This window comes from Cytobacillus sp. (genome assembly GCF_032154635.1).
Lineage (GTDB): Bacteria > Bacillota > Bacilli > Bacillales > Cytobacillaceae > Cytobacillus.
In genome coordinates this window covers 1-20,771 of sequence record NZ_JALDXW010000002.1, presented here as the reverse complement: position 1 = coordinate 20,771, position 20,771 = coordinate 1, and the positions used below count along the sequence as shown (strand labels likewise).

The window sequence follows — 20,771 nt, the reverse complement described above, 5'->3', positions numbered from 1 at the left end:
AAAATCAGTTGGGAATAGATCAGAAGGAAAGTGGATCGTTTTTTACAGAATATAACTATTCATGTACACCATCAGGATAATTTTTATCCCAGTTTTTATCCCCGGTGTGTTCAAAGTCTTGTGCCGTTCGTTCCAAGACATCAAGCATCCATTTTTTTGTTTCTTGTATTGTATCGTAAAAAACCTTTTCTTCAACTCCAGATGTCTTTACTCCAGCTAATGCATTCGAGGCAATTAGCCGTCTATGCTCATCTACTTTCTTATCATACTCATCAAATACATGTTTTACGAAAATAGATAAGTCTTTTTGTTCCTTTGATAACTTTTGTTCAATTGTCGCTAATCTTTTATCCATTCGTGTTCTCCTTTGTTTCTAAATGATGATTGTAACTTTTAAATATAATTCCCTAAAGTTGGGAATACCATGTTCCCTTTTACTGAATCCTTTTATATTTCCCTGATTTATTATATCTACTAATATTAATATATTATAATTTTATTATGTAAACTAAGGTGTGTTAAAAATAGAGTGTACTCTTTAAAGAAGGAGTACACTCTATTTTTATCTCAATTACTTAGCTGCTGTCTGCAATTTACCAATATATTTTAACGCTTTGCCTGTCCCAATCGCTACTGATTCTAGTGGACTCGGAGCTAGATGGACGGGAACGGAGATTTCGTTAGCAATCCATTCCTGCATTCCGTTAATAAGAGCGCCTCCGCCAGAAAGGATAACTCCTCGATCAACAATATCCCCGCTTAATTCAGCAGGGCTATCCTCTAAAGTTGCTCGGATTGCTTCCAGTATGTGAAGCAACGATTCTTTAAGGGCCTCGCGAATTTTGTATGAAGACAAAGTGATAGTCTTTGGCAGCCCGGTTACTAGGTCTCGTCCACGGATGTCCATTGTTCTTTCCTCATGATCAATTAAGGCATAGCTAATTTCCATTTTTACTTGTTCGGCAGTTCTTTCCCCGATAAGTACATTGAAGTCCCTGCGAACGTACTGGATAATATCATCATCTAGCTTGTCTCCACCAATACGAATAGAATGGCAAGCCACCACACCACCATAAGAAATGATGGCAACTTCAGTAGAGCCTCCGCCAATATCAACCACCACATTTGCTATTGGCTCATCTACTGGCAAGTCCGCACCAATGGCAGCGGCTACAGGCTCTTCAATCAAATGAACTTGCTTAGCACCAGCATTTTTTGCCGCGTCCTGTATAGCTCTTCTTTCTACACTTGTAGAACCAGAAGGGGTACATATAATTACATTTGGCTTCCTAATTGAAAATCCAGCTTTTTTTGTAGCTTTCCCTATAACATACCGAAGCATTTCCGTTGTTGTTTGATAATCGGCAATAACCCCATCTTTTAATGGCCGGATTGCGATAATTTTACCTGGTGTTTTTCCGATCATCTCTTTTGCCTCTTTACCGACAGCTAACACCTTTTGTGTCACTGTATCAATTGCAACTACAGAAGGTTCATTAAAAGTAATTCCTTTATTTTTACAATATACGAGAATATTCGCAGTTCCTAGATCAATTCCAAGTTCATAAGTTGTAATCATTGTTTCCCACCTATTTTCTTTTCATTCATATTCCATATAATCTTCTAATACGTTAACATGAAAATGGGGGTTTAAAAGGAATTGTTATCGTAACGTAAATCAAATGTAAAAAACGAAGAAACATTTACCAATATATTTAATAAATGAAATGAATATGGCAGATTATATCCAATAGAATGTGAATAACAGGTACATTTTCTGTTAATAATGTTTAGATGTGGAAACGGAATATGCTTTTGAATGATAAATAACGGGAAAGTATTTTATCAATATGATACGATAAGGGAAAATATCCTTGTTATACAATTAGGAAATAGATAATATAGTAGGCAGTAAAGGCAGTGAGAGTAGATTGAACAAAAAGGAAAAGCTTGTTGTACTAATTGGTCCAACAGCAGTGGGGAAAACGAAACTAAGTATTGAATTAGCAAAAAGGTTTAACGGAGAAATAATAAGCGGCGATTCGATGCAAATTTATAAAGGGATGGATATCGGTACGGCAAAGATTAAACCGAGTGAAATGGAAGGAATTCCACATCATTTACTGGATATTAAGAATCCAGAAGAATCGTTCTCAGTTGCCGAGTTTCAAGAACTTGTCCGACTAAAAATTGCGGAGATTAGTCAAAGGGGAAAGCTTCCAATGATTGTTGGCGGTACTGGCTTATATATCCAGTCAGTCATATATGATTATCAATTTTCTGATGCTCCATCTGATGAGGCTTTCCGTGTTAAACTTGAAGAGAAAGCAAAAGCAGAAGGAAATGAGAAAATTCATCAGGAACTGATGGAAGTTGATCCAAAGAGTGCTCAAAAAATTCATCCGAATAACGTACGAAGGGTAATCAGAGCCTTGGAAGTGTACCATTGTACAGGAAAGACCATAAGCGATTTTCAGGAGAACCAGCAGCCAGAATTGATCTATGAAACTGCGATGATTGGTTTAACGATGGAACGGGAAAAACTGTATGATCGTATCAATAAGAGAGTGGATTTAATGGTAAAGGAGGGGCTTGTCCCTGAAGTAGAGAAATTATATGTAAAGGGGTTAAATGACTGCCAATCGATTCAAGCAATAGGCTATAAAGAAATTTATGAATACTTTAATGAGCACGTAACGCTTGAAGAAGCAATTATACAGTTAAAGCAAAATTCCAGACGTTATGCAAAAAGGCAATTAACATGGTTTCGAAATAAAATGAATGTCGACTGGTTTGATATGACTGACTCTGTTGGTTTAGAAGGATTTGAAAAAAAACTTAATGAAATTTCCGCGTATATTGAAGGAAAGCTGCAATTAAAATCGAATACATATTATTAGAGATAAAAGAGGAGGAAAAAGAATGAAAACATCGATCAACATTCAAGATCAATTTTTAAATCAGCTTCGCAAAGATAATACAAATGTAACGGTCTTTTTATTAAATGGATTCCAAATCAGAGGACAAATTAAAGGGTTTGATAACTTTACTGTACTATTTGAATCTGAAGGAAAGCAGCAGCTTGTTTATAAGCATGCTATTTCAACTTTTGCCCCTCAGCGAAATGTACAGCTGGATATGGATAACCAATAAAAGTCTGTTATATAAATAAATGAACGTGACCCCCGCTTCTATTGGAGCGGGGGTTTTTTTAGTATGTAGGAAAGTTATAAAAATAGAAAACAGGAGAGAGTTTTTAAACCAGAGTATTTCTAGCAAGCTGAGATTAATCTTAACCTAGCTAAAATTAATTGTTAGTAGTCAGCTCCTGCACGATGAGGGAGGGTGCTTTTTAATAACTGGAATGGTCTATTCCATCCTCCTTTTCTTCATTTTCCTCTTCGCTTCAGTATCCTATATCAATTAAGTTGAGCATCGAATCGACAGTATACGGGAGTTGGTGCGGATTGATCCGGAGAAATTAGTATTCTATTTCATTATGATTATTCTAGTATTGTTTTAATATATAGAATAATTTATAATATATTAAAAGTTTAGAAAATGATAAACTTTTAAAGGAGGGGTGATTTTTGAAAATATTCGATATTCATTCAGATCTTTTTACGGATATAGCTTGGCGAAGAAGTAAAGGTGAACGAGATATTTTTGACAACATTCATTATCCTCGTCTGAAAAAAGGGGGAGTCGATTCGATTCTTTGTGTTTTTTGGGTTGAGCCTGCTTTTAGAAACAATCCAATTGCGAGATTCCAAACGATTTTTCAAGAGGTAATGGAAGACTTGCTAAGATCAGAACATGCGAATATTTGCCGAACTGTTCATGATATGGTAGATAAAGATTGTTCAGGGAAAATTAATGTTTTTTTAGGAATAGAAGGATTAAGCTTCGTAGAAAAATGGGGGAATCAATCAGCATCGGAAAATGTTGAAAACGCTTTCGATGATCTGAAGAAATACAATGTCAGCCATGCCATATTTGTATGGAACGAATGGAATCTATTGGCGAGTGGCACAGGTTCACTTGAAGAACCAAAACAAAGAGGGCTTACAAGATTGGGTGAACAGGCTGTAAGGAAAGCGAATGAGCTGAATTGGATTTTGGACGCTTCTCATTTAGATGAAGCTTCTTTCTGGGATATGCATCATATCAGCAGTTTGCCGATTATTGCATCCCACAGTAATGCTCGAGCGCTTTGTGATAATGAACGGAACTTAACGAATGATCAAATAAAAGCGGTTGCTTCAAGGGGAGGGATAATTGGATTAAATGCATACGGCGGTTTTGTCGAAGAATCGAATCCGACATTGGATCATTTTATCGATCATGCGATATATATAGCGGATCTTGTAGGACCAGAACATCTAGCATTTGGTTTTGACTTTATCGACTATTTATCCTCCTATGAATTAGGTGCGCCATTTTCTGGAAGCACAAAAGGTTTGGAGGATGTCACAAAAATACCTAATCTTCTCGAACGTATGGCTGCTAGAGGATTTTCGAATAAAGAGATAGAGGCAATCAGCTTCTATAATGCATTTCATTTTATCGAAAAGCATATGAAAATAAAAGTTTAAGGGGTAATGAAAATGAAGCATACACTCATTCAATCCGACGATATGATTACACTTTGGGGTATTATCGTCGTATGGGCAGCAGCAAGTATTTTTTTAGAACAGAAGTATAGCTGGGCAGGGAAAATTTCAGGAGCAATTATTGCGCTTGTCGGTGCGATCATTTTATCGAATACTGGTGTGATTCCGACAGAATCTCCTGTTTATGATGCGGTTTGGACATTTATAATCCCGTTAGCGATTCCACTCCTGCTTTTTCATGTTAACTTCAAAAAGATATGGCAAGAGAGCGGAAAACTGCTAATCATCTTTCTTCTAAGCTCAATTGGTACGGTTGCAGGGGCAATAATCAGTTTTTTCTTATTAAAAGATCATATTCCCTACCTTGATAAAATAGGAGCGATGATGAGTGCTTCCTATATTGGCGGGGGCGTGAACTTCGCGGCGATGGCGGCTAAATTTTCTCCGCCTGGAGAAATGGTTTCAGCAGCAGTTGTAGCGGACAATTTAATGATGGCACTATACTTCGTTGTATTGATGATTATTCCAACCATGACGTTTTTCAAAAAACGTTTTTCGCATCCTCATGTAAGGGAAGTGGAAAGCGGCAAATCTAAGGAAGATGGAAAAACACTTGCTGAAAGTTATTGGAAACGAAAAGATATATCATTGAAAGATATCGCGTTATCCATTGGAACTTCTTTTTTCCTTGTTATTGTTTCATTTAAGCTGGCAGCGTTTTTCGGCAGTGTCATTCCATCAGGAGATGATGTATCGTTTGGCTTAAACTTATTGAAGGGATTAATAGGGGATAAGTATTTGGTGTTGACAACATTAACATTTTTGGTGCTAGCACTTTTCCCAAAATATTTTGCAAGTATTAATGGAAGCCAGGAAATGGGTACATTCTTAATTTATTTATTTTTTGTAGTTATTGGGATACCAGCATCCATCCCGCTTATTGTACAAAACGCTCCGTTACTGCTCGTATTCGTTGCGATTATCGTCGTCATTAACATGCTTATTTCACTAGTCGCAGGAAAAATATTAAAATACGATCTGGAAGAAATTCTATTGGTGAGTAATGCAAATATTGGCGGCCCAACAACAGCAGCTGCGATGGCAATCGCCAAAGGATGGAAAAACTTGATTGGCCCCATTTTGGTTGTCGGAACGATTGGTTACATTATAGGTAACTATATTGGCACAACATTAGGTCTTTGGTTTTCAACGATTCTGTAAATATAGCGAACCCGATAGTCCTAGAACTATCGGGTTAATTTTATGATATGATAGTTGTAAAATACTAGACTAGAAGAGGCGATTGCAATGTTTGATGGAAAAAAAATAAGACAATTGCGGATAGAACAAAATCTTTCATTGAAAGACCTTTCTGAAAAGTCAGGGGTCAGTCTTAGTATGATTAGCCAGATTGAAAGAAGAAACACAGATCCAACCTTAACGACGTTATACAAACTATGTAAAGGATTGGATGTTTCAATATCTACTCTTTTAGGCACGGACGAACAAACGACGCAAATTGTACGAAAAAATGAACGGAAAACAGTCACTTTTCCAAAATCTAATTCAAAATATCAATTGCTGACTCCTATTAACGAAGGAACGATTGAAATGATTATGATCCATCTAGAAGCTGGACAGGAGGATCAGCAGCTTGTTGAGCATTCCGGTGAGGAGTGTGGCTATGTGGTGAAAGGTGAGATGACAATTTTTCTCGGAAATCAGGAGTATATATTAAGGGAAGGCGACAGCATTCGCTTTAAAAGTACAACTCCGCATCGATTTTTCAACCATACGGACGAAACCGTCATTTCCATATGGGCTATGACTGGAAGAGTCTTGTAATTTCCTAGGTCTATGTGCAGCTCTAATTTAACGTAAATTTACAGGCTGTAAGACTCTCATTCAATAAGGAAAGATCAATTTTCGGCAAAAAGGGATCGGAATAAATTCATTCCAATCCCCTTTAACAACCTTTACTTATTTAATGTATTTATGGCCAACTAAGTCTTTAGAAATGATTTCAGTAGGAATAACGAATTCAACAACGCCCATATTACCAGGTGCAACTTCATATTCATCAAAAGAGATAACTAATTGATGATCCTTGTTAATATAGAAGTTCTGATCAGCAGTAATTTGCTCGAATCTATCTGCTTTATTTATGTCTTCGATGCCTGAATCGCTTAGCCAGTAAACTTTATTGCTATCTTTCTTCATTTGTTCTTTCATTTGATTTTTAATATTTTCACTAATATCTGCTATATAATCATTATTTTTAAATAAAATTGGAAGTGTTAATAGAACTTGTTCTTTTTTATCAATTGTATCGTATTTCATTATTGTAGATGAAGAGCCTTTAACTTTATCAGTATATCGTCCGATAGAAAATATAAGTTCATCATCTGTTTTTACTTCATAACCTGTATGGACGCTTAAATGCCCATTTCCTTTTTCCTTAATTTCATTTATTTCCTTCTTAAACTCATCATATAATTTTTGGTTTTCAGCTAAATACTTTTGATTAAGGCTGCTTTCGAGCTCTTTATTTTCAAGATTTTCTATTTTAGGAACTTGTAGCTGGGCATCTACATCTTTTCCTTCAGCGGTAAAAGAAACTCCCTTTACAATAGTCCCAACTACAGGTACATCTGATAAAGTTTTCGCGAATGATGCGCTTGTATTCACGCTTGCTGTAAAGATAGCTGCTGCAGAAGTTAATCCAATAATCCATTTATATCGTTTTTTCATTAAAATCATCTCCAGTTTAATAGTAAATTAATTTTGCGGTATCTTGAGCGGTTCTTACACCGCCCTACCAACCATATTATTTAGTTTTACAGGGCCCTTTTTTGTTAGATACGTATCTTTGCTGTGTTACATAAAATAGACGCCAAGGGTAAGAAAAAAGTTTGATAGATGTCATTATTTTTTTTAAAATAACAAAGGTTACTAAAAACTTCTTGAGCGTTGTAATGCAATTTAATGAAGAGAACAGGTTCTATTCAATTTAAATGGCATGCTGGGCTAAATCATTGTAATTAAATAATGGCGAACAGTGACTAAGACTGTTCGCCATTTTCAAAGATTATTAAACGCTTTGTGAAAGGATTCTAGAGATCCTATAACTTGGATGCCATTATCTATTATCTTTTTGTCGAATCTTTAAAAGCTCCAGTCCTTTTAACAACGCTTCTCCTCCAAAGCCTGCAATGATGGAAAGGAGGATAACTTTCAGTGTTGAATCAGGATCTGTATAAACAACCAAAAAAACAGCACCAAGAGCCCCTAAGATGACTTCTTCCCAAAATCCTAGATAAATAAACTTTTTTGTTTTTCGGGGCATTACTAGTTTCCCCTCTTTACTTAGATGCCCTGCCACACCGACTAGTCCACCAATCAAAACAGCGAAGATCATGTTCAACAACATTTGCACTTCACACTCCTAAAGTCGTGATTTTTGGTTAAGCGACCTTAGTTTGATTCTTGGTGTATTACTAGTATATAAGGATATTGATTAAATTAGAATGTGTAAAAATACCGAATTTTCCAATAATTACCCTAGGAAAAGTATACTGCATAATAATTACATTTTTGGAATGGTCATACTAATGCATTATATTTTAAGGTGTGTTTCTCTGCCTTAGTTAAACTCAGTAATACTCACACGACGACTTTATGCTGAAGCGGGGGATTTTTGTGCGTTTTTCAGCAAAATCTTTAATGAAGTTAGTACGGCTTGAATACATATAGATATAGTATTTTTTTATAGGAGTCAACCCATGATCTTATATAGGCATTTGTCACAAAAATTTACTTCTAGGCGTATACTGTTTTGAGAACGTGAGGTGAACGCTTTTGGACCAACCGATTCGCATGAAAAATAATGGGCAGATCAGTATTGTCCTTAATTCACAGAAACGAAAGACGTTAGCGAAGGAATTACCTGAATCTCAACCTCTTCCAAAAGATATTCCACCAGAACATGCAGCACTTAAAGATATTGAAGAGGAACTTGGCACATTAGTCGGCATGGAAGAAATGAAAAGAATGATTAAAGAAATATATGCATGGATATATGTAAATAAAAAACGCGAGGAGTCTGGGTTAAAGGCAGGAAAACAGGCACTTCATATGATGTTTAAAGGAAATCCCGGCACTGGCAAAACAACAGTTGCGCGGTTAATCGGCAAGCTCTTTCAAAAAATGAATGTGTTATCAAAAGGGCATTTAATTGAAGCTGAACGAGCAGATCTTGTAGGAGAGTATATTGGACATACCGCACAAAAAACACGTGATTTAATAAAAAAAGCGATTGGCGGAATCCTCTTTATCGATGAGGCATATTCACTTGGAAGAGGCGGGGAAAAGGATTTTGGCAAAGAAGCAATTGATACGCTTGTCAAGCATATGGAAGACAAGCAGCATGATTTTATTCTTATACTTGCAGGCTATTCGAAGGAAATGGACTATTTTCTTACATTAAATCCCGGGCTGCATTCACGTTTTCCCCTTGTCGTCGATTTCCCTGATTATTCGATTATCCAGCTGATGGATATAGGCCAGCGGATGTTGAAGGAAAGAGAATATATCTTCAGCCATGAAGCAGAAAAGAAGCTGCGTGAGCATTTAATATGGGTAAAAACAGTGTTAAACCCAGTGAGTTTTTCAAATGGAAGATATATTAGAAATGTCATTGAAAAATCCATACGAGCGCAAGCAATGAGGTTATTGATGCAAAATACGTATGATCGGCATGAATTAATAACGATAAGAAGCAATGATTTAGTTTTTGAAGAGGATTAGCAAAAAGAAAGGATTCCGCCGTTGTGGAATCCTTTCTTTTAGGAAAAGTGAATGCTAAGTACCTAGTCTTCGGGCCGGAAGCTTCCATTTATATGTATAGGAAAGGACTCTTAATCCAGTAATGACAATAAATAAAGCATATAATTCAAATGGTGATACGGCAATTTTTAGTCCAATGGCGAATCCGCAAAGAATCGCCCATACTGCATATATTTCTGCTTTTAAAACAAGCGGCTTCCTCCTAGCGAGAAGGTCACGCACGATTCCGCCTCCACTTCCAGTCAGAACTGCCGCAACGATCACCGCGCTTAGCGGATGGTTCATTTCTGAAGCATAAAGTGCTCCTTGGATAGCGAAAGCCGATAGTCCAATTGCATCGAAAAAATTCCCCCATTTTTGCCAGTGCTTTAGTAAGTTTTGAGGAAAAAGGAAAACGGCAGTAATTGAGAGCAGAGCAATTTGGAAAAATAGTCCTTGCTCCCACAAGGCGGATACTGGTACACCTATTAATAAGTTCCGAATCGCTCCTCCCCCAAAGGCGGTTACGATGCCTAAAATATACACACCTAATATGTCATACTCTTCTTCCATGGCAACAATTGCTCCGCTAATGGCAAAAGCGATCGTTCCAATCATACTTAAAACTTCCCAAGTCATTAGTTTTGCTCCTCTAAGATGATGAATACCAATTGAAATAGGGGATGGAATGTAAAACTTGCCAGAACCCCTAAAGTTTATACTTTTTATAGATTCCGAGTTTCCATGCAAACATTATGATTTTATCAAAAATATCGAAAATTACAATGCTTTTAATATAATTTAAGGATTACTGTTGGAAATAATAAAATATAACGTGGGTTTGTACGAAAATTAGAGTTGCCCTATAATTTTTGATATGATGGTTATTAGATCAACGAATGAAAGAAGGTTGTTAATTGGAACAAAAGACGGAATTGGAAAAAGTCATATTAGTTGGTTGTCAAACGAATGAAGATGATCAACGATTTGGTTATTCGATGGAGGAGCTCGCTTCATTAACGGAAACTGCAAAAGGAAACGTATTAGCAACCGTGACACAAAAAAGAGAGCGTATCCATCCAGCTACATACATAGGAAAAGGAAAAGTTAATGAACTATCTGCTCTAAAGGAAGAGATGGAAGCAGACATAATTATCTTTAATGATGAATTATCTCCTAGCCAGGTTCGAAACCTCTCTAAAGGCTTGGATGCAAGAATTATCGACCGTACGCAATTAATTTTGGATATTTTTGCAGGAAGGGCACGTTCGAAAGAAGGGAAATTACAAGTAGAGCTTGCCCAGCTTCAATACTTACTTCCTCGCCTTACGGGACAGGGGACACAGTTATCAAGACTTGGTGCCGGAATCGGGACGCGTGGACCGGGTGAAACAAATCTTGAATCTGATCGCCGTCACATTCGAAATCGTATTAATGACATTAAAATGCAGCTTGAGGTTATAGTGAAACACCGGGATAGATACCGGGAAAGACGGAAAAAAAACAAAGCTTTCCAAATTGCTCTTGTTGGCTATACAAATGCTGGCAAGTCAACATTATTTAATCGGTTAACAGAGGCAGACTCCTTAGAGGAGAATCAGTTATTTGCTACACTAGATCCTATGACGAGAAAAGTTATTTTGCCTAGCGGATTCTTAACACTGTTAACAGACACTGTCGGGTTTATACAAGATTTACCTACCACTCTGATTGCGGCATTCCGATCAACATTGGAGGAAGTGAAGGAGGCTGACCTTTTGCTCCATTTGGTTGACAGTTCAAGTCCTGATTATTACCAGCACGAACAAACCGTAAACAAGCTGTTAGAGGATTTAGAAATTGAAAAAATCCCGCAAATAGTAGTATATAATAAAAAAGATCTTCAGCACCCGAATTTTGTCCCAACAGCAAAAACGAAAACCATACAAATAAGTGCATTCATTGAAGAGGATCGAAATCATTTAAAAAATTTAATGGAAGAAACAGTGCTAAGTATGATGAGTTTCTATCATGTAGAGGTGCCTTCTTCAGAAGGAAAGTTTCTTTCACAGTTAAAAAATGAAACGGTCCTTCGCGAACTTTCCTTTCATGATGAGAAGCAAATCTACATTTGCAAAGGATATTACCTCGAAGATCATCAAATTGCTGGACAAATAAGTAAATATAAAAAATAGACAAGGAGAACAACATGTTTCAACAACTATCATATGGGGAAAAGCTGCAGCCAATTGTAAATGAAGTGGAGCAGCATATTGCATCAGTCCTTCAACAAATTGATATGCGGATTGACGATAATCAATACAGAGTATTACAAAGCTTTCAAAATAATAAGGTAAGCGATTCGCATTTCATCCCAACAACTGGTTATGGATATGACGATATTGGCCGAGATACACTCGAAAAAATCTATGCGGAAGTATTTGGCGGAGAGTCCGCTCTTGTTCGTCCGCAGATCATTTCTGGCACACATGCGATATCCATTGCCTTGTTTGGCATTCTACGTCCAGGAGATGAATTGCTTTATATAACAGGCAAGCCTTACGATACATTAGAAGAGATTGTAGGCATTAGAGGAAGCGGCAATGGCTCATTAAAGGAATTTGGTATTTCCTACAATAGTGTTCCTTTGAAGAATGATGGTTCTATTGATTTTCAAGCAGTAGAAATTGCCATTAAACCAAACACAAAAATGATCGGGATTCAGCGTTCAAAAGGGTATGCGACACGGCCATCCTTTACAATTGCTCAAATAAAAGAAATGATTCGGTTTGTGAAAGAAATCAAACCGGATGTAATTGTTTTTGTAGATAATTGCTACGGAGAGTTTGTAGAAGAGCTGGAGCCTTGTCATATCGGAGCTGATGTAATGGCAGGCTCACTCATAAAAAACCCTGGTGGCGGCATTGCTAAGACAGGCGGATATATTGTCGGAAAGAAAAAGTGGGTGGAGTCATGCTCTTATCGAATGACCTCACCTGGGATTGGTGCGGAGGCAGGGGCAAGCCTATATAGCCTGCAGGAAATGTATCAAGGCTTTTTCATGGCCCCGCATATTGTTGGTCAAGCACTAAAAGGGGCAGTGTTTACTTCAGCCATTTTAGAACGATTTGGCATGAATTCTTCTCCAAAATGGGATGCGAAGAGGACGGATTTAATTCAATCCGTTCAATTTGATGACCGTGATAAGATGGTGGCATTTTGCCAAGCCATTCAATTTGCGGCCCCGATCAATTCACATGTGACACCATATCCAAGCCCGATGCCTGGGTATGAGGATGATGTGATTATGGCTGCTGGTGCTTTTATCCAAGGTGCAAGCATTGAACTTTCGGCAGATGGTCCCATAAGGCCGCCATACGTTGCCTATGTACAAGGCGGGCTTACATATTCTCATGTGAAAATTGCTATCTGTCATGCGCTTAATGGATTATTAGAAAAAGGGTTAATTGAAGTCAAATAGAAACAGATTTTTAAATATATTACATGTATTGAGCTTGGATGTGAATCATCCGAGTTTTTTTATTATGCGGCTTTTTCTATAGGGGATATTGTAAAAAATATCGTGTGTGTCAAAATTTGTATCTAGTTACAACTGTATATTAGGTGGGTTTTAAAATTAGAAGGTGAAACTTCAAAAGGTAATGAACGTCCAATTTATAAAGGAGGGGTATGATGAGAATCAAATATTTGTATATAGTGAATATCGCATTCTCTATATTTTTGATTATGGGTTGTTCAAATACAGCTGTTAAAGAAGGTAAAGGAGTAGAAAGTGAATTTCCGCCAGCTATGACTGGACTAGTCCGTATTGACGGAATAGAGTATCAAATGGAAGAGGGCAATTATCACTGGGAAAGAAAAAAAGGTTTAGAGACTGAAGTTGTGTCAACTGACCACGCATCACCGTATCAAATGGCGAACAAGATAAAATCTATTAGCGCAAAACCAAATGAAACAATTGATATTAAGATCGAAGAAGAACCGGAAATTTCAGTTTATTTATGGAATGAAAACGGAAGAGAAAAAGAAATCGAACAGGTTGCTAATCAAATAACCGTTCCTTCAAGTAAGGGAAAATATATTTATGAAGTCTTAGCAGAATGGTCTAATGGAACAGTTTCCTATGCATTTGTTATAGATATTGAATAACACTGAGTGTTTAGTTATTAAAAGAGTGGGGAACCTTGAAAAATAAGGGTTCCCCTATTTTTATAGTTTAAGAGTATAATGATTTTAAAAAAGTGATGTAAGAAAACCTAACATAAAGTTGACAGGAAATCTTACATCGTTTATTCTAAGAAAAGAAAATATGTAAAGGAGGAGAAAGAAGTGACTGGAAGCAATATTCGACGTTCCATGCCGCTTTTTCCAATTGGGCCTGTCATGCAGTTGACAGACTTGACTGCTAGGCAAATTCGATATTACGAAGAACACCAATTGATTTCTCCAGCTCGATCTGAAGGCAATAGAAGATTATTCTCGCTCAATGATATTGATAAACTTCTTGAAATTAAAGATCTTTTAGACCAAGGGATCAATATGGCGGGGATTAAACAGTTATTCTTTGTGAATAACCAAGAAAATATTGCATCTGATTTAAAACCTAAATCAGAGAGAGAACTGTCTAATGATGAAATTAGAAGACATCTTAGAAAAGAACTTGTACAAGCAGGTAGATTTAATCAACCATTATCAGGCCAGGGGAGTATAACACGCTTATTCCACTGATGCTTTAACAACTAAGGAGGAATGTTTGTATGGCAAAGTTTACAAAAGAGGATATTAGAAGAATTTCAGCAGAAGAAAATGTTAAGTTTATCCGTCTCCAATTTACAGATATTTTAGGAACAATCAAAAACGTTGAGATTCCTATAAGCCAGCTGGAAAAAGCGCTAGATAATAAAATGATGTTTGATGGTTCCTCAATTGAAGGGTTTGTTCGAATTGAAGAATCAGATATGTACTTATTCCCGGATTTAGATACATGGGTAGTATTTCCGTGGACAGCTGAAAAAGGGAAGGTTGCACGTTTAATTTGTGATATTCATAATGCAGATGGGACTCCATTTCAAGGGGATCCTCGCAATAATTTAAAGCGTATTTTAAAAGAAATGGAAGAAGCAGGATTCACAGACTTTAATTTAGGGCCAGAGCCTGAATTCTTTTTGTTTAAATTAGATCAAAATGGAGATCCTTCTCTTGAGCTAAATGATAATGGGGGCTATTTTGATTTAGCGCCAACAGACCTTGGAGAGAATTGCCGACGCGATATCGTTCTTGAGCTGGAAGAAATGGGCTTTGAAATTGAAGCATCACATCATGAGGTGGCGCCAGGTCAGCATGAGATAGACTTTAAATATGCGGATGTTTTGACAGCATGTGATCAAATCCAAACGTTCAAGCTTGTTGTGAAAACCATTGCTCGTAAACATGGATTGCACGCCACTTTCATGCCAAAGCCATTATTTGGTGTTGCTGGCTCGGGGATGCATTGTAATGTGTCTCTTTTTAAAGAGGGCAAGAATGCTTTCTTTGATGAAAAAGGTGATTTGCAAATGAGTGATTATGCCCGTCAATTTATTGCAGGGATTCTTAAGCATGCTACAAGTTTTACAGCGGTTACCAATCCAACAGTTAATTCATATAAACGATTAGTTCCAGGATATGAAGCACCATGCTATGTAGCTTGGTCTGCTCAGAATCGTTCACCGTTAATTCGTATTCCTTCTTCACGTGGAGTGAGTACACGTGTGGAGGTTCGAAGTGTGGATCCTGCAGCAAACCCATATTTAGCAATGGCTGTTCTTCTAAAAGCTGGTCTTGATGGCATTAAAAATAACCTTGTTCCTCCAGCATCAGTAGACCGCAATATTTATGTAATGAGCAAGGAAGAGCGCCTTGCTGAAGGGATAGATGATCTTCCATCCACATTAGCTGAAGCGCTGGAAAAATTAAAAGGAAATGAAACAATTATTTCTGCCTTAGGCGGTCATATTTATGAACACTTCGTTGAAGCGAAGGAGATTGAATGGGATATGTTCCGTGCGCAGGTCCATCCATGGGAGCGTGAGCAATATATGTCAATGTATTAATAATAATGACCGTTGGAGCAGTATGCTCTGACGGTTTTTTTGTTTTCGAATACGAAAAAAAGCCAAAACAATTGGCTTTCAAAAAAGTGATCTTTTATTCCCTCTTAATATAATGTTCCTTACTATTAAAATTTGGATTCTTATGATCCGGAAGAAACCATTCAGTAGTAATTGTTATCTGGTGTTCGATAAAGAGCTCTTTTAACTCTTCCATGAAGACTCCCTTAGTCATGTCACAGGATGGACTGCTTTGAATGCCGAGAATACCAGTCATTTGATACCCGCATTTGATGTATTCCTTCAATTGTTCGATAACTGGCAATAGAATTTTTCGGCAGTGCTGACGATATTCTTTATTATCATATTCCTCATACGTCATAGATGGGCGCTCTAATCCTAAAAATGTGAATTCAGGACAAGGCAGCTGTATAACCCCCAGACCTTCCTTTTGAATCCAATCTAATGCCGTAGGGATCGCACCGAAACTACGTGCTTCCCCTTTAATAACGGTGTTTTGATTAAGAATGCAATGGGATACGAGCAGAATTTTCTTATTACGCTGCATGTCGGTGATTTCCTGTATATATTTTTTTGAACATAGGTAATTTAACAACGATAAACATGACTAATAAACAAGTGAAAATTTTATCGACAAAGTTCCCGGTGATTCTTGATATAAAGGTAGAAGCAAAAATACTTTCACCTGCAGCCCTCATCCATAAAACGATCACATCCATGCCGCTTCCATCCAAACCGCCAAAGACAGCTACAGCAATAGGGGTTCCAATAAGTGGTGCAATAATAGAAAGAAGAATTCCTGTTATAAGTGCAATATACCATTTTGTGAAATTGAATTTTCTTGCCATGAATCCAACAACAATAGCAATTGCCACATTAACTAATCCGAAAAAGAAAGCTGTTGGGCTTGTTGTAACGCCCAAAACAACATTCGTCAACAGACCTGTTAAAGCACCCCACCAAGGCCCAAAGATAACGGCCATTAATATTGTTCCGATAGTATCAAGAAATAAAAGTGGGATTTTCATTGCTGAAACGACCGTTCCTAATACAACATTCATAGCAATGCATAAAGCGCCATAATTTAGAATAACAGTTTTTCTATTACCCATATTCTATTCACTTCCTTTCTATTCTTTTTAATGAACTATTAATAAATATCACTTTAACTAAAAAGTTAGAATGACATTTATCACAAATCGCTCGTATATCGAAAATAACTATAGATTGCAATCGTTTTTATAGATGAAACAAATAGCGATTTGTTTCGAATAATTCTGATGCAAATATTTGGAGCCTCGGATGATCTGGAAGTAGCAAATTTGCATGGAAATGTGTAGACTGAACCTAATAGATAGACTAGGAAATATAGTAGGATAACGATCATTCTTTATGGGGGAATTCTAATTTATGAAGCGAGTAGATGTAACATACGTACTTCTTTTTGATGAGCAGAGTGAGAATGTTTTGATGGTAAAAAATAAAGGAGAAAACTCTTCTTATTACACACTTCCTGGAGGAGCAGTTGAACCAGGAGAAACACTTGAGGAAGGAGCTATCCGTGAAGTTAAAGAAGAAACAGGATTTGATGTTGAGATTAATGGTGTTTTTTCTGTTAGTGAAGCATTTTTCGAAGATAGAGGACATCATGTGATTTTCTTTACTTTTAGAGGGAAAATCATCGGCGGAGAAATGAGTATTTCTATGCCAGACGAAATCGAAGAAATTACTTGGATGGATTCTCAGAAAGCAGAAGATTTCATACATGTAACCAATTCAAAGGGATTGATAAAACGTCAATCAACAGTACCCTATTTACTTAGAAGAAATGTTATTCAAAAGCCTTGATTGATTTACGATCGGGTATTTTGTCTAGCTAATGAAGGTTTTCAGGTAAACATGAGCAAAAGAAGCATGATTCAGGTATTAGCGAAGTTAGTATTAGCACAAAAACGCCAATAGTATATTTAAACAATGATCATAAATAAGAGGTGTTGTGTGGTGAAACGAATGCATTTTGATCAACAGACCGAGCATTATGATGAACGACTAATTCAAATTGATGAGCAAATATGTTCTTTACTAAAACAAAGAAAGGAAGTCTCAAATAATAATTCCGGTTTTCCGCCGCTTGAAGATATTTCAAAATGGGCAGAAAAGTTTGATTTGTACGAGGATCTCTTAAGGTCTTTGTTTGGTTTATTAGAAAATGATGAACATTTCCGACCGCGAGTAGAACCAATTGATTTCCAAAAATATATACCTGTTTTAAAGTCTGTAGAAAACGATCAGAGTTTGTATTCCGTAACTTTTATTCGGCAATACGCAAATGCAAGTGTAATTAATTTTAATATTGATTGGGAACCTGAAGAGGATCAAATTAGAGAAAGATTTCTTCGACATAGTTTTTGGGAGTTATCGTTAGGAGAAGGATTTGATTGTAGAGCAACTGGCGGTGGAGGAACGGAGGGGCATATAAGTTATAACTTTATTGTATCTCCTCCTTTACCTGACAATATTTCTGGACTAGATTTGAAGTTAACAGAATATCAAACTCCACTCTATAAAAAACCAACAGGTCTTGAGCTTATCTTTCATTTATAATTTAAAATGGGTGCTTGTTTGGTTCGCCAGGCTCATTAGGGCTTTAAAAGAAGTATTAAACTACAAATATTTAAATCATTATCGAAAAGGTGCTTCCTATAATTGGTCGCACCTTGTTTGAAAATGACTGTGGCTGCTGCTGCATTGTCATACCGACAGACCTTCACATTTAGAAACCACTGGATATTAAAAGGCTTAAAAGTATTATCCATTTATTTATTTTTTAAACCTCTTTATCTTGAGACAATAATACTGCGCTTTTTTAATTCTACTTTGATTTTTTCATGTACCTTGGCTTGCTTAAATAAAAGAGCAAATCAGAGGTAACAGGAGCCCCCGAAATTCTTTCTTTTGTCTCACTAATATTTTTTTGGCGTGTTGATTAAATGTCATATCGTTGTCTTAACAATCTGACAGACACTTCAATTATTCGGTTTCCCACTTAATTCAATTGACTAATAAAATTAAATAAGTTAATGTTAAAATTAATTTATTTAATAAAATTATAAAATTTTATAAAAAAATTTAATTATTTGTTTGATAATAGAGAAAAATAGTGTATGATATGATTAAATAAAAGAGAGGAGAATTGTATGGCGTATCCTTTACTCACTAATTGTCCTGTATGCAGCAGGGCACTTAAAATTACTAAGTTACAATGTACCCATTGCCAGACAATAGTAGAAAATGAATTTGAAGTTTCAAAACTGGCGGCCCTCGGCCAAGAACAGCTGCATTTTATTGAGATATTTCTGAAATGCCGTGGAAATATCAAAGAGGTTGAGAAAGAGCTCGGAATTTCCTATCCAACTGTCAGAGGAAAATTAGATGAAATTATTTCTGATTTAGGGTATTCCTCTCAAAAGAAATCGGAAGTGGATAAGAAAAAAATTGTGTCATTATTGGAAAAAGGCGAAATTACAGCAGAGAAAGCCATTCAGTTATTAAAAGAGGGGGAAGTATAATGAAGGACGAAATTTCAAGAGTCTTAACGCTGGTCGAAGAAGGAAAGATTGATAAGGAAAAAGCAAGTGAATTAATTGATGTTTTACAAGGTGAAAAGCAGCCAGAGCAAGTGACGTTAAAAAAAGAAGTCCCATATGGAAATAAGATGTTAAAAATTCGTGTGACATCTGAAGAAGGCGATAATGTAAATGTGAATTTACCAATTAACCTAGTAAAGGCTGTTTTAAAAGTAGGTACAAATATTGCTGAGAGGATACCTGAGGCAGAAAAATATGTCAAAGATATTAACGTTGATCTGCTCATCGAGGCAATTGAAAATGAATTGGACGGACAGATTGTTGACATCACCTCAGCTAATGGTGATAAAGTTTTTGTGGTGATTGAGTAGATTATGTTAAAAGTAAAGGTGAAGGTAAAGGATAAACGTTTTTTCATTCCTGTTCCCTATGCGGTTTTACATTTAGGCAGCTTAATTATTACATCAAAAAAGATAAATCAAATAATAAATAAAGCCATAGAAAAGGATGGCAGCAAATTTATTTTTCCGGAAATTGATAGAAAAGATTTGAAGCCGTTGCTGCAGGGATTATCTAAGTGCAGTGGACTGATCCTTGTTGAAACGAAATTGAAGGATGGAACAGAGGTAGAAGTAAAGCTTTAAATTAAACATATTAATTGCTAGTTATCTACTAATAGACGCAAATTAAATACTTCATTGTTCCATTAAAGAGCGTAATTCAGCATTAGGAATTATGTTCTTTTTTTATTAAGTAAGCTTTCTAGAATTAAGGATTTTTACACCTTTCAAAATTTGGGTGATCAGTCGATGAAATTAATTTTATCAAAAGCGCTAGATTGTTGAGGGGAACTGATGCAATTACTAAGAAACGCTTTTTTGATGGCATTACTTGATGAAACTTTCCATACTTTTACTCGTATAGGATATAAATGATGGAATGGAAGGGGTGTTTACATGTCAGATCCATTTATAATGGGTGATCATATGTTTCAAATTGTCCCTATTTTTATTGGAATTATTTTTGTGATAGTTATCGGTGGTATTTTATTTTCTGTTTTAAAAGGGATTGGTCAGTGGCATAAAAATGAACAGTCTCCGGAATTGAGCGTGCCAGCTATTGTTAAATCAAAAAGAGCAGATGTATCCAGAAGGGCAGATATGCATTATCAACACGATAGCCATCACCACCATTCTTCAAGTACACAAACGAAATACTTTGTTACTTTTGAGTTCGAAAGTGGTGATCGTTCGGAATTCCATGTTTCTGGTAAAGAGTATGGGTTACTTTCTGAAAATGATAATGGAATATTAAACTTTCAAGGAACTCGATATTTAGGCTTCGAGCGGAAGAAGGTGAAGAAAGAGAATAATTATGTTGAAAGACAACCAGAAAAAAATTCCTTCTAATATTTAGGAAACATTCGAGGGAATAAAAAATTTGTACTAACAAAAAAATGGTCAAGACTTATGTTCCATTCTTAAAAATCAGGTAACATATAGCCGTAATAAAATGACAAAAGGGATCTTTATTTAAAGGTCCCTTTTGTCATTTTATTACCAGTAAATGAATGACCCATATAAGCCCTGCTAAAACAATTCTTTTTATGAAAGAATTGTTTTAAGGTTAATGTAAGG

24 protein-coding genes are annotated in these 20,771 nt (G+C 36.3%); 17 read left to right on the top strand and 7 right to left on the bottom strand.

What is annotated here, in order from left to right; translation table 11 throughout:
* Window positions 1–55: 55 nt before the first annotated feature.
* Together RUH74_RS02030 and mreBH are read right to left on the bottom strand one after the other, a co-directional pair.
* Entirely contained in the window at window positions 56–355 is a 300-nt protein-coding gene (locus RUH74_RS02030; protein ID WP_313798584.1) for a hypothetical protein, read from the bottom strand.
* Window positions 356–571: 216 nt separating this feature from the next.
* Window positions 572–1,579, bottom strand: a complete 1,008-nt coding sequence (gene mreBH / locus RUH74_RS02025; RefSeq protein ID WP_313798583.1) for a rod-share determining protein MreBH — start codon at window positions 1,577–1,579, stop codon at window positions 572–574.
* Between the two features lie 352 nt (window positions 1,580–1,931).
* Here mreBH and miaA point away from each other — a divergent pair, with 352 nt between their 5' ends.
* The 5 genes from miaA to RUH74_RS02000 all read left to right on the top strand — a co-directional run bounded on the left by miaA (window position 1,932) and on the right by RUH74_RS02000 (window position 6,458).
* Window positions 1,932–2,900 (top strand): tRNA (adenosine(37)-N6)-dimethylallyltransferase MiaA, encoded by a 969-nt coding sequence (gene miaA / locus RUH74_RS02020; protein WP_313798582.1) that lies wholly within the window; start codon window positions 1,932–1,934, stop codon window positions 2,898–2,900.
* A 22-nt stretch (window positions 2,901–2,922) separates the two neighbouring features.
* On the top strand, window positions 2,923–3,153 hold the full coding sequence (gene hfq, locus RUH74_RS02015; RefSeq protein WP_053475754.1) for an RNA chaperone Hfq: 231 nt from the start codon (window positions 2,923–2,925) through the stop codon (window positions 3,151–3,153).
* Between the two features lie 437 nt (window positions 3,154–3,590).
* Window positions 3,591–4,595 (top strand): dipeptidase, encoded by a 1,005-nt coding sequence (locus tag RUH74_RS02010; protein WP_313798581.1) that lies wholly within the window; start codon window positions 3,591–3,593, stop codon window positions 4,593–4,595.
* 12 nt (window positions 4,596–4,607) lie between these two features.
* Window positions 4,608–5,834 (top strand): DUF819 family protein, encoded by a 1,227-nt coding sequence (locus RUH74_RS02005; protein ID WP_313798580.1) that lies wholly within the window; start codon window positions 4,608–4,610, stop codon window positions 5,832–5,834.
* An 87-nt stretch (window positions 5,835–5,921) separates the two neighbouring features.
* A complete protein-coding gene (locus tag RUH74_RS02000; RefSeq protein ID WP_313798579.1) occupies window positions 5,922–6,458 on the top strand; it encodes a helix-turn-helix domain-containing protein in 537 nt (178 codons plus the stop codon).
* A 135-nt stretch (window positions 6,459–6,593) separates the two neighbouring features.
* On the opposite strand, the gene rsiV is transcribed toward RUH74_RS02000, so the two are convergent.
* The gene (gene rsiV, locus RUH74_RS01995; protein WP_313798578.1) at window positions 6,594–7,364 is read right to left on the bottom strand and encodes an anti-sigma-V factor RsiV; all 771 of its coding nucleotides are present in this window, start codon (window positions 7,362–7,364) and stop codon (window positions 6,594–6,596) included.
* Between the two features lie 388 nt (window positions 7,365–7,752).
* Window positions 7,753–8,043 carry a DUF4257 domain-containing protein gene (locus tag RUH74_RS01990; RefSeq protein WP_313798834.1) on the bottom strand — a complete coding sequence of 97 codons (291 nt, stop codon included), beginning with the start codon at window positions 8,041–8,043 and terminating at the stop codon, window positions 7,753–7,755.
* A 428-nt stretch (window positions 8,044–8,471) separates the two neighbouring features.
* Here RUH74_RS01990 and spoVK point away from each other — a divergent pair, with 428 nt between their 5' ends.
* Window positions 8,472–9,419, top strand: coding sequence for a stage V sporulation protein K (gene spoVK / locus RUH74_RS01985; protein ID WP_313798577.1), 948 nt, complete (start codon window positions 8,472–8,474; stop codon window positions 9,417–9,419).
* 54 nt (window positions 9,420–9,473) lie between these two features.
* Here spoVK and RUH74_RS01980 read toward each other — a convergent pair whose 3' ends face one another.
* Window positions 9,474–10,076 carry a trimeric intracellular cation channel family protein gene (locus RUH74_RS01980; RefSeq protein WP_313798576.1) on the bottom strand — a complete coding sequence of 201 codons (603 nt, stop codon included), beginning with the start codon at window positions 10,074–10,076 and terminating at the stop codon, window positions 9,474–9,476.
* Window positions 10,077–10,354: 278 nt separating this feature from the next.
* On the opposite strand from RUH74_RS01980, the gene hflX reads away from it, so the two are divergent.
* The 5 genes from hflX (at window position 10,355) to glnA (ending at window position 15,529) form a co-directional block, all read left to right on the top strand.
* Window positions 10,355–11,611, top strand: coding sequence for a GTPase HflX (hflX, locus tag RUH74_RS01975; protein WP_313798575.1), 1,257 nt, complete (start codon window positions 10,355–10,357; stop codon window positions 11,609–11,611).
* Window positions 11,612–11,625: 14 nt separating this feature from the next.
* On the top strand, window positions 11,626–12,897 hold the full coding sequence (locus tag RUH74_RS01970; protein ID WP_313798574.1) for a methionine gamma-lyase family protein: 1,272 nt from the start codon (window positions 11,626–11,628) through the stop codon (window positions 12,895–12,897).
* Window positions 12,898–13,106: 209 nt separating this feature from the next.
* Window positions 13,107–13,586, top strand: a complete 480-nt coding sequence (locus RUH74_RS01965) for a hypothetical protein (RefSeq protein WP_313798573.1) — start codon at window positions 13,107–13,109, stop codon at window positions 13,584–13,586.
* Between the two features lie 180 nt (window positions 13,587–13,766).
* A complete protein-coding gene (locus tag RUH74_RS01960; protein WP_313798572.1) occupies window positions 13,767–14,165 on the top strand; it encodes a MerR family transcriptional regulator in 399 nt (132 codons plus the stop codon).
* Between the two features lie 29 nt (window positions 14,166–14,194).
* Window positions 14,195–15,529, top strand: a complete 1,335-nt coding sequence (gene glnA / locus RUH74_RS01955; RefSeq protein ID WP_313798571.1) for a type I glutamate--ammonia ligase — start codon at window positions 14,195–14,197, stop codon at window positions 15,527–15,529.
* A gap of 94 nt (window positions 15,530–15,623) precedes the next feature.
* Here the strand turns inward: glnA and RUH74_RS01950 are convergent, their stop codons facing one another.
* Window positions 15,624–16,094 (bottom strand): CD3072 family TudS-related putative desulfidase, encoded by a 471-nt coding sequence (locus tag RUH74_RS01950; protein ID WP_313798570.1) that lies wholly within the window; start codon window positions 16,092–16,094, stop codon window positions 15,624–15,626.
* The gene (locus tag RUH74_RS01945) at window positions 16,084–16,659 is read right to left on the bottom strand and encodes a CD3073 family putative ECF transporter S component (protein WP_313798569.1); all 576 of its coding nucleotides are present in this window, start codon (window positions 16,657–16,659) and stop codon (window positions 16,084–16,086) included. The genes RUH74_RS01950 and RUH74_RS01945 overlap by 11 nt, the downstream gene beginning before the upstream one ends.
* 298 nt (window positions 16,660–16,957) lie before the next feature.
* Here RUH74_RS01945 and RUH74_RS01940 point away from each other — a divergent pair, with 298 nt between their 5' ends.
* The 6 genes from RUH74_RS01940 to RUH74_RS01915 all read left to right on the top strand — a co-directional run bounded on the left by RUH74_RS01940 (window position 16,958) and on the right by RUH74_RS01915 (window position 20,543).
* Window positions 16,958–17,395, top strand: a complete 438-nt coding sequence (locus tag RUH74_RS01940; RefSeq protein ID WP_313798568.1) for an NUDIX hydrolase — start codon at window positions 16,958–16,960, stop codon at window positions 17,393–17,395.
* Window positions 17,396–17,545: 150 nt separating this feature from the next.
* Entirely contained in the window at window positions 17,546–18,151 is a 606-nt protein-coding gene (locus RUH74_RS01935; RefSeq protein WP_313798567.1) for a hypothetical protein, read from the top strand.
* 593 nt (window positions 18,152–18,744) lie between these two features.
* Complete coding sequence (locus tag RUH74_RS01930) at window positions 18,745–19,116, top strand: DUF2089 domain-containing protein (RefSeq protein WP_313798566.1); 372 nt, start codon at window positions 18,745–18,747, stop codon at window positions 19,114–19,116.
* Window positions 19,116–19,505, top strand: coding sequence for an SHOCT-like domain-containing protein (locus RUH74_RS01925; RefSeq protein WP_313798565.1), 390 nt, complete (start codon window positions 19,116–19,118; stop codon window positions 19,503–19,505). The genes RUH74_RS01930 and RUH74_RS01925 overlap by 1 nt, the downstream gene beginning before the upstream one ends.
* Before the next feature lie 3 nt (window positions 19,506–19,508).
* Entirely contained in the window at window positions 19,509–19,778 is a 270-nt protein-coding gene (locus RUH74_RS01920) for a hypothetical protein (protein ID WP_313798564.1), read from the top strand.
* A gap of 312 nt (window positions 19,779–20,090) precedes the next feature.
* Window positions 20,091–20,543, top strand: a complete 453-nt coding sequence (locus RUH74_RS01915) for a DUF2500 domain-containing protein (protein ID WP_313798563.1) — start codon at window positions 20,091–20,093, stop codon at window positions 20,541–20,543.
* The last annotated feature ends 228 nt before the right edge of the window (window positions 20,544–20,771 follow it).